The organism is Nocardia yunnanensis, from assembly GCF_003626895.1.
Classification (GTDB): domain Bacteria; phylum Actinomycetota; class Actinomycetes; order Mycobacteriales; family Mycobacteriaceae; genus Nocardia; species Nocardia yunnanensis.
Map to the genome: position 1 here is coordinate 1,439,297 of NZ_CP032568.1, position 15,627 is coordinate 1,454,923.

At 69.3% G+C, this 15,627-nt stretch carries 15 protein-coding genes; 12 read left to right on the forward strand and 3 right to left on the reverse strand.

The genetic code is table 11. The features are described 5' to 3' along the window. Positions 1-130: 130 nt before the first annotated feature. Entirely contained in the window at positions 131-901 is a 771-nt protein-coding gene (locus tag D7D52_RS06895; RefSeq protein ID WP_120735555.1) for a hypothetical protein, read from the reverse strand. A gap of 131 nt (positions 902-1,032) precedes the next feature. Next, the gene (locus D7D52_RS06900) at positions 1,033-1,806 is read right to left on the reverse strand and encodes an acyl-[acyl-carrier-protein] thioesterase (RefSeq protein ID WP_187703122.1); all 774 of its coding nucleotides are present in this window, start codon (positions 1,804-1,806) and stop codon (positions 1,033-1,035) included. Between the two features lie 257 nt (positions 1,807-2,063). Here D7D52_RS06900 and D7D52_RS06905 point away from each other — a divergent pair, with 257 nt between their 5' ends. From D7D52_RS06905 to D7D52_RS06945, 9 genes are all read left to right on the forward strand, one after another. Then, positions 2,064-3,839, forward strand: coding sequence for a serine/threonine-protein kinase (locus tag D7D52_RS06905; RefSeq protein ID WP_120735557.1), 1,776 nt, complete (start codon positions 2,064-2,066; stop codon positions 3,837-3,839). A gap of 113 nt (positions 3,840-3,952) precedes the next feature. Further along, the gene (locus D7D52_RS06910) at positions 3,953-4,927 is read left to right on the forward strand and encodes an NADPH:quinone oxidoreductase family protein (protein ID WP_120735558.1); all 975 of its coding nucleotides are present in this window, start codon (positions 3,953-3,955) and stop codon (positions 4,925-4,927) included. A 29-nt stretch (positions 4,928-4,956) separates the two neighbouring features. After that, positions 4,957-6,069 carry a winged helix DNA-binding domain-containing protein gene (locus tag D7D52_RS06915; protein ID WP_120735559.1) on the forward strand — a complete coding sequence of 371 codons (1,113 nt, stop codon included), beginning with the start codon at positions 4,957-4,959 and terminating at the stop codon, positions 6,067-6,069. A 132-nt stretch (positions 6,070-6,201) separates the two neighbouring features. Continuing rightward, complete coding sequence (locus D7D52_RS06920; protein WP_120735560.1) at positions 6,202-7,542, forward strand: amidohydrolase family protein; 1,341 nt, start codon at positions 6,202-6,204, stop codon at positions 7,540-7,542. Positions 7,543-7,715: 173 nt separating this feature from the next. Beyond that, positions 7,716-8,447, forward strand: coding sequence for an ABC transporter ATP-binding protein (locus D7D52_RS06925; RefSeq protein ID WP_246023965.1), 732 nt, complete (start codon positions 7,716-7,718; stop codon positions 8,445-8,447). A gap of 221 nt (positions 8,448-8,668) precedes the next feature. After that, positions 8,669-9,451: an ABC transporter permease gene (locus D7D52_RS06930; RefSeq protein WP_425464614.1), complete on the forward strand. Its 783-nt coding sequence runs from the start codon at positions 8,669-8,671 to the stop codon at positions 9,449-9,451. 34 nt (positions 9,452-9,485) lie between these two features. Next, on the forward strand, positions 9,486-10,643 hold the full coding sequence (locus tag D7D52_RS06935; RefSeq protein WP_120735561.1) for a nitrate ABC transporter substrate-binding protein: 1,158 nt from the start codon (positions 9,486-9,488) through the stop codon (positions 10,641-10,643). Further along, on the forward strand, positions 10,640-11,632 hold the full coding sequence (locus D7D52_RS06940) for an isopenicillin N synthase family dioxygenase (RefSeq protein ID WP_120735562.1): 993 nt from the start codon (positions 10,640-10,642) through the stop codon (positions 11,630-11,632). Before D7D52_RS06935 ends, D7D52_RS06940 begins: the two co-directional genes overlap by 4 nt. A gap of 28 nt (positions 11,633-11,660) precedes the next feature. Continuing rightward, on the forward strand, positions 11,661-12,305 hold the full coding sequence (locus D7D52_RS06945; RefSeq protein WP_120735563.1) for a GntR family transcriptional regulator: 645 nt from the start codon (positions 11,661-11,663) through the stop codon (positions 12,303-12,305). Between the two features lie 19 nt (positions 12,306-12,324). Here D7D52_RS06945 and D7D52_RS06950 read toward each other — a convergent pair whose 3' ends face one another. Next, positions 12,325-12,846: an Lrp/AsnC family transcriptional regulator gene (locus D7D52_RS06950; RefSeq protein ID WP_120735564.1), complete on the reverse strand. Its 522-nt coding sequence runs from the start codon at positions 12,844-12,846 to the stop codon at positions 12,325-12,327. Between the two features lie 163 nt (positions 12,847-13,009). Between D7D52_RS06950 and hppD the strand changes: the two genes are divergently transcribed. The 3 genes from hppD (at position 13,010) to D7D52_RS06965 (ending at position 15,512) form a co-directional block, all read left to right on the forward strand. Then, on the forward strand, positions 13,010-14,215 hold the full coding sequence (gene hppD, locus D7D52_RS06955) for a 4-hydroxyphenylpyruvate dioxygenase (protein WP_120735565.1): 1,206 nt from the start codon (positions 13,010-13,012) through the stop codon (positions 14,213-14,215). A gap of 191 nt (positions 14,216-14,406) precedes the next feature. Next, complete coding sequence (locus tag D7D52_RS06960) at positions 14,407-14,937, forward strand: DUF3558 domain-containing protein (RefSeq protein ID WP_120735566.1); 531 nt, start codon at positions 14,407-14,409, stop codon at positions 14,935-14,937. Between the two features lie 11 nt (positions 14,938-14,948). Continuing rightward, positions 14,949-15,512, forward strand: coding sequence for a DUF3558 domain-containing protein (locus D7D52_RS06965; protein WP_120735567.1), 564 nt, complete (start codon positions 14,949-14,951; stop codon positions 15,510-15,512). Positions 15,513-15,627 lie beyond the last annotated feature (115 nt).

The following is a 15,627-nucleotide window of genomic DNA, read 5'->3' on the forward strand; positions in this document are numbered from 1 at the left end:
ACTCTCGTAACTCTCAGGGGGCTCCGCCCCCCGAACCCCCGGACTCTCGGGGGCTCCGCCCCCGAACCCCCGGATCAACTGTGGCCCCGCCCGAAACGGGCGGGGCCACAGGCGTTTCGGGGGTGGGGACTCAGTGGGCGCCGAGGTCTATTTGGAGGCCGTCCTTGGTGCACGTGGAGGGGGAGGTGGGGTCGGGTTGGGCGTGGCAGGACCAGCCGTTGATGGTGGCTGTGTCGGTGTTGCTGATGGTCTGGGCGTACTCGGTGGCTACGTTGATGGCCTCGGTGCAGCCGACGGTGCCGGCCGGGGTCGCCACGGCAGTGACCGTGCGGGTGCCGCCGCCGGCGTCGGTCACGGTGCCGCAGTCGACATTGCCGGCGGGGGCGGCCGAGGTGGTCGGCGGGGGAGTGGTCGGGGGTGCGGGCGGGTTGGGGGCGGCGGCGCCGCGCAGGCCGAGGAGGAAGCCGTCCTTGAAGCAGATGTGGGGGATCGCGGTGTCGGGCTGGGGTTCACAGGTCCAGCCGTCGACCGCGGCCGCGTCGCCGGTGCGGGTGGCGTTGACGTAATCGGTGGCGACGGTGATGGCCTCGGTGCAGCCGGGGATGCCCGCCTGATTGGCGTAGGCGATCACGTCGGCGCTCTGGGCATTGGCTCCGGTTACCGGTCCGCAATTGATGTCGGCGGGCTGGACGGTGGTCGGCACCGGCGGCCGGGTCGGGTTGGGCGGCAGCGGTTTCGGGCTCGGCGGCGCCGTGGTGGCGGTGGCCGGTCCGGTGGTGGTGCTCGCCGCGACCGTGGTCGAGGTGGTGGTCTTCGCCGAATCCTTGGAGTGGCTACAGGCCGTGACGCCGACGACCAAGGCCGGGGTGGCGGCTAGCAGTGCCAAATGCGCGAATCGCATGACGACGGTCTCCTGTCCTCGATCGCCACGCTTTGGCGATCGGCCCGCCGCTCAGTGTCGCAGGCAAACGGCCAGCGAACACGTTGGTCCGCACCGAATGTCGGGAAAGATCAGCCCGGCAGCGCCGGATATCAACCCGGGAGGGGCCCGATGCGCACCGCCGTCGTGGTCACCCCGCCCACCACGAACCACAGCCGCAGCGCCGGATGCCCGGTGCGGTCGCCCGGCTCGTAGCGGGCGCGCACGCTGATGTGCTGGCGCGCCAGCACCGGCGCGATGTACTCGATGACCGCCCGATGCGGTCCGGCCACCAGTTTCGGATAGTCGACCAGATACTGCTCCAGCGCCTGCCAGTAGGCGGCGTTGTTCACGTGGTTGTACTGGTCGATATCGGTGGCGCGCACCGGGAACGGCAGATCCACATCCGATTCCGGCGGGGTGGGGTCGGTCAGCCAGGGCCGCCAGCGCAGCCGGTGCTCGTCGGTGGTGCGGCCGAGTTCGGCCAGCCCCTCGTCGCTGATGCGGGTCGGCATATTGGTGAACTCGTTGATATTGATCCAGAACCCCTCGGTCTCGATCAAACCGCCGTCCGCGCTGGTGATCCGCACCCGCATGTTGGTCCACCGCGTGGACATGGCCGAACACCAGCGCCGCAGTTCGACCCGATCCGGCCAGTGCACCGGCCGCACCACGTCGATCACCGTGCGGCGCACGATCCACGCCGGGTCGGTGCGGTGGAAGAAGCCGGATTGCATTTCCTCCCAGGCGATGTCCTGGAGGTAGCGGGCCGTGGCGTCGAATCGCAGCCGGTGATAGGGATCCACATCGCCGGCCCGGACCGGCCACGTGGAAGCGAAGCCCATGCCCTCCTCGGGAAGCGGGGCGAGTGGCTCATCGAGTGACACTGGTGCTCCTCGTGCCGCACCCGTGTCCTGGCCTGGACACCGCGTGCCGCATGTCTTTCCGTGAGCACCCGGGAGGTGCTCGCCGACCGAAGTCTGTGACATGACTCTACGGGGCGTGCGGGACACACTCGCGTCGAGTCACCTGTACTTCTGTTCGGGGAACGACAGTGTTTCTCTCCGAGGGGAGGGAATGACAGTGCGCCGGCCGGGCCGTAGCCTTTCGAAGGGAACATCCAGCAGCAGGGAGGACGACGCGGGTGGCCGCAGGGGCGAGGGCCGGATCGCGCTTCGGGCAGTACGAATTGCGCAAGCTGCTCGGAGTCGGCGGCATGGGCGAGGTCTACGAGGCGTACGACACCGTGCGCGACCGGGTGGTCGCGGTGAAACTGCTGGATGTCGAGCTGGCCCGGCAGCCCAGCTATGTCGAACGCTTCCGCCGCGAATCCCGCACCGCCGCCAAACTGCAGGAGCCGCACGTCATTCCGGTGCACGACTGGGGCGAGGTGGACGGGACCCTGTTCATCGACATGCGCCTGGTGCGCGGCCGCGACCTCAAGGCGTATCTGCGTGAGGAGGGTCCGCTGCCGCCCGAGCGGGCCGTCGCGGTGGTGGAGCAGATCGCCTCCGCGCTCGATGCCGCCCATGAGAGCGGGCTGGTGCACCGCGACATCAAGCCCGCCAATATTCTGCTCACCGGCGAATTGTTCGCCTACCTGGTCGATTTCGGCATCGCGCACACCGAATCCGATGCCCAGCTCACCCAGACCGGCAATGCCATCGGCTCCTTCGCCTATATGGCTCCCGAACGGTTCGAGCACAATGTGTCGGTGTCGCCGGGCGCGGATATCTACGCGCTGGCGTGCGTGCTCTACGAGGCGCTCACCGGGCTGCCGCCGTTCCTGGTGGAGGGCAATCTGGCCACCATTCGCGCCCACATGCTGACCCCGCCGCCGCGGCCCAGCGTCCGCTCGGGGGTGCCGGTGGGTCTCGATCAGGTGGTCGCCGTCGGCATGGCCAAGGAACCGGGCCGCCGGTACGCCAGCGCCGGGCAGCTGGCGCGGGCCGCCCGCGCGGCGCTGCAGCGGGCCGCGCAGGAACCCGCCCGCACCATCCCGCCCGCGCCGCCGACCCTCCCGAGTCCCGCGGTGCCGCCGAATCATTCGGGCTCGCGGTATCTGGATCTGGATCACCCGTCCGGTCCCGCGCAGCCGTACGGGGCCGTTCCGCCTCGGGGAACCAACCCTTCGGGACCCCAGCGGCTCCCCGGACCGCGCGACGTCTCGGGCTCGCAGCGCATCCCCGGTCCCGCCGCGCAGCACAGCGGTGAGCGGGTGACCGGACAGCCCGCCTACACCGGACCCGGCAACAATGATCCGACGGTGCTGCGGCAGCAGTACTTCGCCGGGCAGCCCGGCTACGCGGATCCGGCCGCGCCGCGTGAACATCCTTCCGCGCCACTGCCTTTGCCGTCGAAGCCGCGCAACAACCTGCCGTTGATCCTGGGTGCGCTGATCGGCGTCGTCCTGGTGCTGGGCGCGGTCTTGGCGTGGGCACTGCTGTCGGGTCCCTCGGGCGGCGGCAAGGACAGTGGGCCGGGCACCACGACCGGCACCACGACCGGCGCCGCGTCCGCCGGGGCCGCCACGGCGACCTCCGCCCACCCCTACACCGGCGCACCGACCACCACGCTGGCCCCGTTCACCGGCGCGGTATCCGGCACGGACGCACAGGGATTCACCGGTCAACTGCCGCGCTGCAATGCCGACGACCCGGCCATGGCGGTCGGCCGCACCGACAAATCCCGCCTGGTCGTCTGCCGTACCGCCGCCGGCCGCTTCTACTACAAGGGCCTGCGCATCAGCGACAACGCGGGCATCCAGCTCGACGACCCGGTCCCCGACGGCACCGGCGGCTACACCGTCACCAACCCCACCGACGGCACCGAGTACCGCATCACCGCCTACAGCCTGGTCATCACCAACGGCGGCCAGGTCGCGGCCAATGAGTCCATGATCGAATACGCGCACCGCTGAGCGAGATCCACCTCGATTCCTCGTGCCCGATGCATAGGCGTTGGCAGGGTGCCGGTCCATCGGCTACGTTCGGGCTGTATATCCGCCGGTGGATTGATCGGAGTTGATCGGGAATGCGCGCAGCCGTGGTGAGCAAGCTGGAAGGCCCGGAAGCCATCGAGGTGCTCGACATCCCCGAACCCGCCGGGTATCCGGGCGGCGTCGTGATCGACGTGCACGCCGCTGGTATCGCGTTCCCGGATGTGCTCATGACGCGCGGGCTCTACCAGATGAAGCCGCCGCTGCCGTATGTCGTGGGCTGCGAGGTCGCGGGCATCGTGCGGGAGGCGCCCGAGGGCGCGCACGTGGCGGCGGGCGACCGGGTGGTGGCGCTGACGCTGCTGGGCAATGCGGCCGCCGAGGTCGCGGTCGCGCCGGTCGACATGGTCTTCAAACTGCCCGACAACGTGTCGCTGGAATCCGGTGCGGGCGTGCTGTTCAACGATCTGACCGTGCACTTCTGCCTACGCAACCGCGGTCGCCTCGCCGAGGGGGAGACCGTGCTGGTGCACGGGGCCGCGGGCGGTATCGGCACCTCCACGCTGCGCATGGCGCAGGCGCTGGGCGCGGGCCGGGTGATCGCGGTGGTCAGCACCGAGGAGAAGGCCGAGGTGGCGCGCGCCAACGGGGCAACCGACGTGGTGCTCACCGACGGCTGGCTGGCCGCGGTCAAGGAACTCACCGGCAATCGCGGGGTCGACATCGTGCTCGACCCGGTCGGCGGCGACCGCTTCACCGACAGCATTCGCTCGCTGGCGTCCGCGGGCCGGCTGCTGGTGGTCGGCTTCACCGCCGGCGACATCCCGACCGTGAAGGTGAACCGGCTGCTGCTCAAGAACGTCGAGGTGGTCGGCGCGGCCTGGGGCGAATGGGCCATGAGCCACCCCGGATACCTGCGCGAACAGTGGGAAGAAGTCGCGCCGCTGCTGGCCAACGGCAAGATCGCGCCGCCGGAACCGGTCCTCTACAACCTCGAGCACACCGCCGAGGCCGTCTCCGCCCTCGACAAGCGCACCGCCACCGGCAAGGTCGTCGTCACCCTGCGCTGAGCGCCGCGACCGACGTACTGTCATCGATCGTGAAGCTGTCCACCCGGGTCCTGAACCGGACCCTGCTCGCCCGCCAGCATCTGCTCGAGCGCACCGACCTCGGAATCCACGACCTGTGCGATCACCTGATCGGGTTGCAGGCGCAGGACATGCTGCCGCCGTTCGTCGCCCTGTGGAGTCGCACGGTCGATTTCGATCCCGCCTCGGTGTCGAAGGCGCTCGACGATCGCTCCCTGGTGCGAATCACGTTGATGCGCGGCACCATTCACCTGGTCACCCCGCCGGATGCGGTGCGCATCGCCCCGCACATCCAGCCGGAACTGGAGAAGATCCCGTTCCGCAAGGGCTTCAATTTCGGCGCGTTGGTCGGCCTGGACCCGGAAGAGGTTCGCGCACAGGGTGAATCGGTGCTGGGCGACGAGCCGATGCCCGCCGCGACCCTGCGCGAGCACGCCGCCGCGCGCTACCCGGACCGTGATCCGGGCGCGGTCGTGCAGGCGTGGCTGTATCAACTTCCGGTGTTGCAGACGCCGCCGCGCGGCCGCTGGGGCGACAGCAGCCGCCCGATCTGGTCTCGCGTCGAACCCTGGCTGGGCAAGCCGCTGGACCCCGGCTATCCGCTGGCGGAACTGCTCCTGCGTTACCTGCGCGCCTTCGGTCCGGCCACCACCATGGACATGCAGACCTGGTCCAAACTCACCGGAATGAAGGCCGCCGTCGCGCAACTGGGCGACCGCGTCCGCACCTACACCGACGAGCGCGGCCGCACCCTCTACGACGCCGCCGACGCCACCCTCGCCGACCCGGACCTGCCCGCCCCCGTCCGCCTGCTCGGCTGGTACGACAATGCGATTCTGTCCCACCAGGATCGGAGCCGGATCGTCCCCGACGGCAACGCGCCACCGTTGCGCGCCTTCGCCAATCAGGTCTCCCCGATACTGGTGGACGGCTACCTGACCGGCGTCTACAAGGTCTTCACCAAGGGCGCCACGGCCGCCCTGCGCATCAGCCCGCACGCCGCCTGGACCCGCGCCGAACGGGCCGCCGTCGAAGCCGAAGCCGTTGCCCTGCTGGACTTCCTGGAACCCGACCGCACCCGGACCGTCGACATCCTCGAACCGGGAGCCGACCTGCGGCCCTGACGCCGGGAGTTTTACGCGCGGGAAACACCGGCTCGCTAGGCTTTCCGGCACGACGCTCATGGCTGCAACGGGCGACGGGCACCATCGCACACCCGGTGGGCGAACCAGCCGCATCTCCGAGAGGAATGCCGCATGGTGCGCACTCAGCCCGGTTCCGTCGTCATCGGCGGGGTCACCGCCTACTCCGCCACCCCCGAAGGCCCCCGCTGGCTGCCGGAGCAGGACGTGGTCGTCGCCGACGGCGTGATCACCGCCCTCGGGCCCGGCGCGGGCGCCGGACTCGACCTGCCCTACACCGACGGCGACGGCGGCCATCTGCTGCCTGGCTTCGTCAACACCCACACCCACCTGCAACAGTCCGTCCTGCGGGGCGCGGGGGAGGGGCTGCCGCTGCTCGAATGGCTGCGGTGCGTCGGCGAATTCACCGTGGCGGCCACCCCCGAACAGACGTACACGGCCGCGCTGGCCGGTGGGCTGGAACTGCTGCGCAGCGGTGTCACCACCGTCGTGGAACACATGTGGCCCAACCCGTCGGAGACCGTGCACGACGCGGCGCTGCGCGCGCTGGGCGAGGTGGGGATTCGGGTGGTGTTCGGGCGCGGACTCGCCGACCGGTCCGACCCCACCCGCAAGTGGGGGATGGATCCCCGTCTGGTGCAACCGCTTCCGGAGGTCTTCGCCCATGTGGCGGATCTCGATGCGCGCCTGGCGAATTCCCGCATCACCACCGCGCTGGCCGTGCCCAACCCGCGCTGCCTCACCCCGGACGGCATGGCCGCCGTCTCGGAGTATGCCGCGCGGTACGACAAGACCATCTCGATCCATCTGCTGGAGACCAGCACCGACGAGGACATGTGCCGATTGCATGCAGCCCGCTCGGCGGTCGACTACCTCGACGCGGGCGGACTCCTCGGCCCGCGCACCCTCGCCGTGCACTGCTGCGCACTCGACGCGGCCGGGCGCGAAACCCTGGCCGCGCGTGGGGTTTCCGTGTCCTACAACCCGCTGAGCAATATGCGCCTCGGCAGCGGCGTGGCGCCGATACCGGCCATGCTGGCCGCCGGCGTGCGCGTGGGGCTGGGCGTCGACGGCGCGGCCAGCAACGACACCCAGGACATGCTGCTGGCCCTGCGCATGGGTGCCTACCTGCAGCGCGCCCACCACGAACGCGCCGACCTGCTGCCCTTCGACGACATGCTGCGGCTGGCCACCCGCGGCGCGGCCCCCGCCCTCGGCCTGCCCGACGGCCCCACCGGCGTGGCCGTCGGCGACCGCGCCGACCTCACCCTGGTCCGCTTCGACCGCGACTTCGCCTGCCTGCCCGTCCGCGACCCCGGCGCGAGCCTGTTGACCACCGGCTCGCCGCGCATCGTCGACACGGTCTGGGTCGACGGCGAGGCGGTGATCCGCGACGGGCACAGCGCCCGGACCGACGAGGCCGACCTGGTTAAACGGCTGAATGGCATGCGGTAACAGTTAATCGAGCGGAAACAAGCCCGCGACTGCATGTAATGCAACTGATCGACACTGAAGGAGTACATAAGTTGCACGCAATTTGATGAGAGAAGGTGACCATGGTGGCTACACGGAACTCGGCACTCGGCTCCCCGGCCGGCTGCGTTGCGGGACTTCCACCTGCTGCGGAGATCTCGTTCGCGGACGTCGGAAAACGATTCGGCGGGAACGGGTCCGGAGGCGTCGTCGCCCTGGACGGCATCGAGTTGCATGTGCACCGTGGCGAATTCGTCGCCGTGGTAGGGCCGTCCGGCTGCGGCAAGTCCACGTTGCTGCGGCTGGCGGCGGGGCTGGAGCGGCCGACCTCGGGAAGCGTTGCGGTGCACACCGATTCGGTCGGCTTCATCTTCCAGGACGCCACCCTGCTGCCCTGGCGCAAGGTGCTGCGCAATGTGGAACTGTGCGCCGAACTGCGCGGGACCGGCCGCGCCGAACGCCGGACCCGCGCCACCCGCGCCCTGGACGCCGTCGGCTTGGCCGATTTCGCGGGCAAACTCCCCGGCCAGCTCTCCGGCGGTATGCGCATGCGGGTCTCGCTGGCCCGCGCGCTGGCCCTCGAACCCGAACTCATGCTGCTCGACGAACCCTTCGGCGCACTCGACGAGATCACCCGGCTGGGCATGCAGGAGGAGTTGCTGCGCCTGTACCGCGACAACGCCTTCACCGCCCTGTTCATCACCCACTCGGTCTCCGAGGCCGTCTTCCTCGCCTCCCGCGTGGTGGTCATGTCCGCCCGCCCCGGCCGCATCCACGAGGTCATCGACATCGACCTGCCCTACCCCCGCACCCGCGACCTCCGCTACGACCCCGCCTTCACCGACCTCGCGGCGCGCGTCTCCGCATCCCTGAAAGAAGCCTCCTGATGGCCGCTCACTCCGCCGCCCCACGCGCCGGAGCTGTCGCAGGTGGCGTCGGTCACCGCGCATCCGAATTCGCGCCGACCCCCGTCGCGGATGACGCGGTTCGGATAACGTTGCCGCCATCCGAACCCGCGCCGGACTCGTCGTCGAAAGCGACCGCCGCTGGTCGCGCACCTGGCGTCGAAGGGGTTGCGGCGAAGGCTCTCTCGGCGGTCGGCGCACTCATGGTGCGCATGCTGCGCACAGTGCTGGTGCCGCTGGTCTCCGCCGGACTCGCCCTCGGCGCCTGGTATCTGGTGTCGCTGGTGCTGCTGTCGCCGGAGCGGCGGTTCCTGTTGCCGCCGCCGCATCGGGTGTTCACCGAATCACTCTCGGATCCAGTGAAATTGGAGACGATGCTGCGGGCGCTCGGGGTGACCGCGCGGATCGCCGTGACCGGGCTGGCGGTGGCGGCGGTGCTCGGTGTCGCGGTCGGGGTGCTGATGAGTCAGGCCAAGGTGGTCGAGCGCGTGGTGTATCCGTATGCCGTGGTGTTGCAGGCGATTCCGGTGCTGGCCGTGGTGCCGTTGATCGGGCTGTGGTTCGGGTACGGGCCGACGGCGCGGACCATCGTGTGCGTGCTCATCGCGGTGCATCCGATCATCGCCATGACCCTGTTCGGGATTCAGTCGGTGGACGCCAATCTGCGCGAACTGTTCGCGCTCGGTCGCGCGAATCGGCTGCGCCGCTTGGTCTCCCTGGAATTGCCCGCCGCGCTGCCGTCCATCATGGCGAGCCTGCGCACCGCCGCCGGGCTGTCGGTGACGGGCGCGGTCATCGGCGACATGTTCTTCGCCAAGGGACAACCCGGCATCGGCACCCTGCTCGACACCTATCGCGCCCGGCTGCAATCGGAGGATCTGCTGGCCGCGCTCGTGCTGGCCGCGCTGTTCGGCGTCGCCGTCTTCGCCCTGTTCACCGCCGCGCAGCGGCTCACCGTCGGCCGCTGGCACGCCTCCGGCCGGTAAATCACACGCCCACAGCCCCTTTCGTGGAGAAGTCATGCCCAAAACCTGTCGGCGGCTCGGTGCCGCCATCCTCGCGACCCTGTCGGTGATCGCCGTCGCGGCCTGCTCCGACGGCAGCGGCGACACACCCGCCGTGGCCCTGCCCGCCGCGCCGCCCGAACAACAGCTCGCCGGCGTCTGCCCCGCCACCGTCGCCGTGCAACTGCAATGGGAACCCGAGACCGACTCCGGCCCGATCTTCGGCCTGCTCGGTCCCGGCTACCGCGTCGACGCCGACAACAGCAAGGTCACCGGGCCGCTGGTGGTGGACGGCAAGGACACCGGCGTCAAGCTCGAGATCCGCGCCGGCGGCCCCGCCATCGGGTTCCAGACCGTGCCCTCGCAGATGTACGTCGATCCCTCGATCACCCTGGGTCTCACCCACTCCGAGCAGGCCATCGCCGCGGCGGGCAAACAACCGGTCGTCGCCGTCACCACGCTGCTGCGCTACAGCCCGCAGATGCTCATGTGGGATCCCGCCACCCATCCGGACTGGAAGGGCATCGCCGACATCGGGAAATCCGGTGCGCCCGTGGTGGTCTCACAGGGCCAGCTGTATCCGGACTGGCTGGTGGACCGGGGACTGCTGAACGCCAAGCAGATCGACACCTCCTACGACAACGCGCCGTCCCGCTTCGTCGCCGACCCCTCCTTCGCCCAGCAGGGTTTCGCGAATTCCGAACCCTTCGTCTACGAGCACGAGGTGCGCGCCTGGCACAAGCCGGTCGCCTACCAGTTGCTGCGCGATGTCGGCTACGAGGGCTACGCCCGCACCGTCACCGTCCGCGCCGACAAGCTGAACGAACTGCGGCCCTGCCTGCAACGGCTGGTGCCGATGATCCAAAGGGCCACCGCGCAATTCAAGGCCGACCCCAAGCACGTGAACGACGTCGTGGTGGACGTCGTCGCCAAGAGCCCCAAGTTCACGCCCTACAGCGCCGAGCTGGCCGCCTACGGCTCCCGCGTCCTCATCGACAACGGCCTCTTCGGACCCGAGAACGACGGTGTCACAGGCAGTTTCGACCTCGCCCGGGTGCAACGCGTCATCGACGCCTTCACCCCGATCCTGCGCCGCGGCGGCGCCGCCGTTCCGGCCGGACTCACCGCCAAGGACCTGGCCACCACCGAATTCATCGACAAGGAAATCCAATGACGACCGACTACGATCTGTCCGAAGTCGCACGCGAACAGCGCATGGGCGGTCTCGGCTCCGAGACCGACACCCGCGACATCCGCGTCATCGACCTCACCGACTTCGAGGATCGCCGCGCCGAGATCACCGACCAGCTCTGGACCGCCGCCACCGAGATCGGCTTCTTCCAGCTCTCCGGCCACGGCATCCCGCAGCAGCAGATCGACGACGTATTCGCCCGCACCGCGGCCTTTTTCGCGCTACCCGAGCCGGTGAAGGCGCAATACCCACTGGTCAAAGCGAACAACGCGGGCTGGGAGAGCCTCAGCCAGGTCCGGCCGTCCATCGGCGTCCCCGACCAGAAGGAGTCCTACCAGATCACCCGGCCGCACATGGCCGGACTGTGGCCCGCCGCCGACGAACTCCCCGGATTCGCCTCCGCCGTCCTGGATTTCGAGCACCGCTGCTGGACGGTCGCCATGCGGGTGCTGTCCTGCTTCGCCGACCGGCTCGGCCTCCCGCGCGAGCATTTCACCGCTGCCCACGACCCGGCCTCCCCCGAATATCAGTCCACCCTGCGGCTGCTGCACTACTTCGCCGTCCCCGCCGAACTGCGCGACGTCCCAGGCCGCTGGCGCGCCGGCGCGCACACCGACTTCGACTGCCTCACCCTGCTGTTCCAGCGCGACGGCCAAGGCGGCCTGCAGGTCTGCCCCGGCAAGGAGATGCAAGATCAGCGCTGGACCTCCATCACCCCGTCGTCCGCGCTGATCACGTGCAATATCGGCGACATGCTCACCCGCTGGAGCGACGATCTGCTGCCGTCCAACTTCCATCGCGTGCGCGGTCCCGGCCCCGACGAATACCAGGGCGACCGCTACAGCATCGCCTACTTCGCCCAGGCCGACCGCGACGCCGTCATCCAGGGCCCGCGCGGCGTCTACCCGCCCGTCACCGCCGCCGACTTCCTCACCCAGCGGGTGCGGGCCAACTACCGGCCGCAGCGGTAAGTTTCGAAGCGACACGAAGGGACCCTCGATGACCGAACCGGACGGCGAGCTGCTCGGCCCCACCGTGCACCGGCAGCTGCGGCACCTCGTCCTGTCCGGCGAGCTCGCACCGGGCGCGCCGCTGAGCGTGCTGGCCCTCTCCGCCCGGCTCGGCGTCAGCCGCAGCCCGGTCCGGGAAGCCGTGCAGCAGCTCATCTCCGAGGGCCTGGCCGTGACCGTCCCGCACGCGGGCGCGCGCGTCGCCGTCGTGGACGACGCGCGCATTCGCGAGGTGCTCGCCGTCCGCGCCGTCCTCGACGGGCTCGCCGCCGCCTGCGCCGCCACCCGCCTCACCGAATCCGACCTCGGCAAACTCACCGCGCTGCTGACCACTCAGGAACGCCATCTGCGCGACAACTCCGACCCGGCCCGCGACACCGAACTCGACCTGGAATTCCACACCTTCATTCGCGACCGCGCCGGAAACGCCACGCTCGCAGCCGAACTCGCGCGTCTCGAGGCCCAGGCCCACCTCTACCGCGGCGACCTGTGGGCGCATCCGCGCAACCGCAGCACCGCGCTGCGCGAACACCGCCGCATTCTCGACGCCCTCGAATCCGGGCATCCCGGCGACGCCCGCGCCGCCGCCGAAGCCCACGTGTGCGGGCTCATCACCCGGCTCGATCGCCGCTGAGGCGAGCGCGTTTCCGGAGTCAGGAATGCGCTGCCCGGTACGCCGGAGCCTTGCTCGACCCGGCCGGGGTGAGGGTGCGCAGCAGCGGCAGCGTGCGCTGGGCGACCACCGTGGACAGCACCACCACGCTGTGCGAGCGCACCACCGAATGGGTGCGATCGATGCTCAGCAGCACCGACTGCAGTCCGGCATGCGAATCCGCGCCGATCCGGCACAGCACGTCACCCGAACCGGTGGTCGCGTACGCCTCCAGCACGCCCGGAATCGCCTCCAGATCCGCGCCCACCGCCTCCAGCGCACCCTGCGCGATCTCCAGCGTCACGAACGCCTGCACATCGAAACCCGCTGCGGTGACATCGATCTGGGGATCATAGGAGGAGATCACCCCCGCCTCCTCCATGCGCGCGATCCGTGACTGCACGGTCGCGCGCGCGACCCTGGTGCGACGGGACAGCTCGAGAATGCCCGCCTTCTGGTACTCGTGCATGGCGGTGAGGATGGCCAGATCCAGCTCATCCAGGCGGGCGGGCGTGCGGGACATCGCGGAACCTCCGCTGCTCCAATCGAACGGGATCTCCGCTCGTGCGTGCGCTGCTATTCAAATTGTCCAGCACTCGTGGCCAGATGGTGGTGCAATTCACCAGAGTGTCCAGTGGAATTCGGCGATATTGCCTAGTCGCGAATCGCTGAGTTCTGCTGGGCAGATGAGCATCGACGCAGGACAGCAGCGCACCCGATCCGGCGACCTGCCCGGCGAGGACGAACTCCGCCGCCTCGTCGGCCTGGTGGACCACGATGCCGCCGCCGACCCGTTCCCCGTCCTGGGCTGGGACGCCGTGGTCTGGGCGGTCGGCAACGCCACCCAGACCGCGCACTATCTGCAATCCGCCTTCGGCATGCGGCTGGAGGCGTACTCGGGACCCGAGACCGGCAATCGCGACCACAAGGCGTTCGTGCTGCGCAGCGGCGGCGCCCGATTCGTCGTCAAGGGCGCGGTCGATCCCGCCAGTTCGCTTGTCGCACACCATGATCGGCACGGCGACGGTGTGGTCGACATCGCGCTCGAGGTTCCGGACGTGGACCGCTGCATCGCCCGCGCCCGGGCGCAGGGCGCCACCGTCCTGGTCGAACCACACGACGAGACAGACGAATACGGCACCGTGCGCCTCGCCGCCATCGCCACCTACGGCGACACCTGCCACACCCTCGTCGACCGCTCCCGCTACTTCGGGCCGTATCTGCCCGGCTATCAGCCCCGCCGCTCCGGTTACGCCCCGCGCGCCGGCCAACCCGTCCGCATCTTCCAGGCCATCGACCACGTCGTCGGCAATGTGGAACTCGGCCGGATGGACGAATGGGTCGAGTTCTACCGGCGCGTCATGGGATTTCAGAACATGGCCGAATTCGTCGGCGACGACATCGCCACCGAATACTCCGCGCTCATGAGCAAGGTCGTCGCCAACGGCAACCACCGCGTCAAGTTCCCGCTCAACGAACCCGCGCCCAGCCGCAAACGCTCCCAGATCGACGAATACCTCGAGTTCTATCAGGGCCCCGGCGTCCAGCACATCGCACTGGCCACCGGCGACATCCTCACCGCCGTCGACGTCTTGCGCCGCGAGGGCATCGAATTCCTCGACACCCCCGACAGCTACTACGAGGACCCGGAACTGCGCGCCCGCATCGGCCACGTCCGCGTCCCCGTCGGCGAACTCCAGCGCCGCGGCATCCTCGTCGACCGCGACGAGGACGGCTACCTCCTGCAGATCTTCTGCAAACCCATCACCGACCGCCCCACCGTCTTCTTCGAACTCATCGAACGCCACGGCTCCCTCGGCTTCGGCAAGGGCAACTTCAAGGCTCTCTTCCAAGCCATCGAACGCGAACAAGAAGCACGCGGAAACCTCTGAGCTGCGCCCAATTTGCCCTCCGCTTCGCTCCGGGCGGGTTCGCGGCGCTGGAGGTCTCGTTCTTCCCTCCCTCCGCTCCCCCGCTTCGCTCCTCCGCTCCGCTCAGTCCAGAACGAGACGCGCCGCGAACCGAAGAGGTTCGGCTGCTGTGGGTCAGGCTCATAGGCGCGGTGCCCAGTAGAGTCGGGGCCATGCGAATGGCGTCGGCGATCGTCACGGGGTTGAGCCTCGCGCTGCTGCTGTCGGGGTGTGGGGGAAAGAAGGACACCGGCGACGATCCGAGCTTCCGGCCACCGCAGAAGGTGGCGGCGCTCGGACCGTTCGTGGGGGAGTGCGGTCACCTCACCGACGACGAGGTACGCGATCTTGGTGGGCTCGGGACGCTCACCACGGTGTTCAAGAACTCGGTCGGCTGCAACTGGCAGGCCGGCGGGATCAGTTCCTCCAGCGTCACTTTCGCCTCCTACCGCGGCAGCCCCATCGACCGCGAGAAGGCGTGGGTGGCCAGCGTCGGCCGCACCCCCGACACCATCGAGGTCGGCGGCAAGAAGGGCTTCCAGGCGCTGGACCCCAGCAACGCCGTCTGCGACCTCGCGGTCCAGCTCGACGACGACTTCTTCGAATGGTCCATCTCCTACGGCACGTTCAGCAGCGGCAATCTCGGCAACCCCTGCGACCGCACCCGCAAGATGGCCGAACTGACCGTGCAGCGGCTGGGATGAGGGGCGGCGGCATGACACACCGATCCAGGGTCGCGATCGTCCTCACGGCGGCCGCGCTGACCGCCGCGCTCGCCGGCTGCGGCAAGACCGTGCCCGGCACCGCGCTGCCCGCGGGCGGCACCACCGGCACCGGCGGCAAATCGCCCATCAACACCAACTTCGACAAGTTGCTGCGCGAATGCACCGTGGTCGCCATCGACGACATCGGCAAGGCGGTCGGCGACAACATGTACGTGTCGCCCTCGTTCAACGGCGCGGTGTGCATGTGGGAGCTCACCGGCGGCAGCGCGGGCAGCGGCATGGTCACCCTCAACTGGTACGAGCAGGGCTCGCTCGCCAACGAGAAGCAGAACAACGACCGGCTGAAATATGTGAGCAACGACATAACCGTGCAGGGCCGCCGATCGGTCGAAACCCGCCGGCCCAACGATCCGGACTCGTGCGGTGTCAGCGCGCCGGCCGCCGACACCGGCATCGTCGGCTGGTGGGTCAACTATCGGAGTGGTTCACAGCACGCCGACCCCTGCGATGCGGCGCGCAAGCTGGTCGAGTTGACGTTGAACCTGGCTCGATAAGCTCTCTACCAGCCCCGCTCGAGGGGCCCACTTTTGCCCCGAATAGAGCCTGCGGGTATCGTGGACCGCTGTGCCCGGAGCATGCGGGCAAGTTGATGTGCAGTACGTAGGCCAG

Coding starts and splice junctions, on each gene's coding strand:
- D7D52_RS06895 (WP_120735555.1), bottom strand. CDS start 901: ATGCGATTCGCGCATTTGGCACTGCTAGCCGCCACCCCGGCCTTGGTC.
- D7D52_RS06910 (WP_120735558.1), top strand. CDS start 3,953: ATGCGCGCAGCCGTGGTGAGCAAGCTGGAAGGCCCGGAAGCCATCGAG.
- D7D52_RS06920 (WP_120735560.1), top strand. CDS start 6,202: ATGGTGCGCACTCAGCCCGGTTCCGTCGTCATCGGCGGGGTCACCGCC.
- D7D52_RS06930 (WP_425464614.1), top strand. CDS start 8,669: ATGGTGCGCATGCTGCGCACAGTGCTGGTGCCGCTGGTCTCCGCCGGA.
- D7D52_RS06935 (WP_120735561.1), top strand. CDS start 9,486: ATGCCCAAAACCTGTCGGCGGCTCGGTGCCGCCATCCTCGCGACCCTG.
- D7D52_RS06940 (WP_120735562.1), top strand. CDS start 10,640: ATGACGACCGACTACGATCTGTCCGAAGTCGCACGCGAACAGCGCATG.
- D7D52_RS06945 (WP_120735563.1), top strand. CDS start 11,661: ATGACCGAACCGGACGGCGAGCTGCTCGGCCCCACCGTGCACCGGCAG.
- D7D52_RS06950 (WP_120735564.1), bottom strand. CDS start 12,846: ATGTCCCGCACGCCCGCCCGCCTGGATGAGCTGGATCTGGCCATCCTC.
- hppD (WP_120735565.1), top strand. CDS start 13,010: ATGAGCATCGACGCAGGACAGCAGCGCACCCGATCCGGCGACCTGCCC.
- D7D52_RS06960 (WP_120735566.1), top strand. CDS start 14,407: ATGCGAATGGCGTCGGCGATCGTCACGGGGTTGAGCCTCGCGCTGCTG.
- D7D52_RS06965 (WP_120735567.1), top strand. CDS start 14,949: ATGACACACCGATCCAGGGTCGCGATCGTCCTCACGGCGGCCGCGCTG.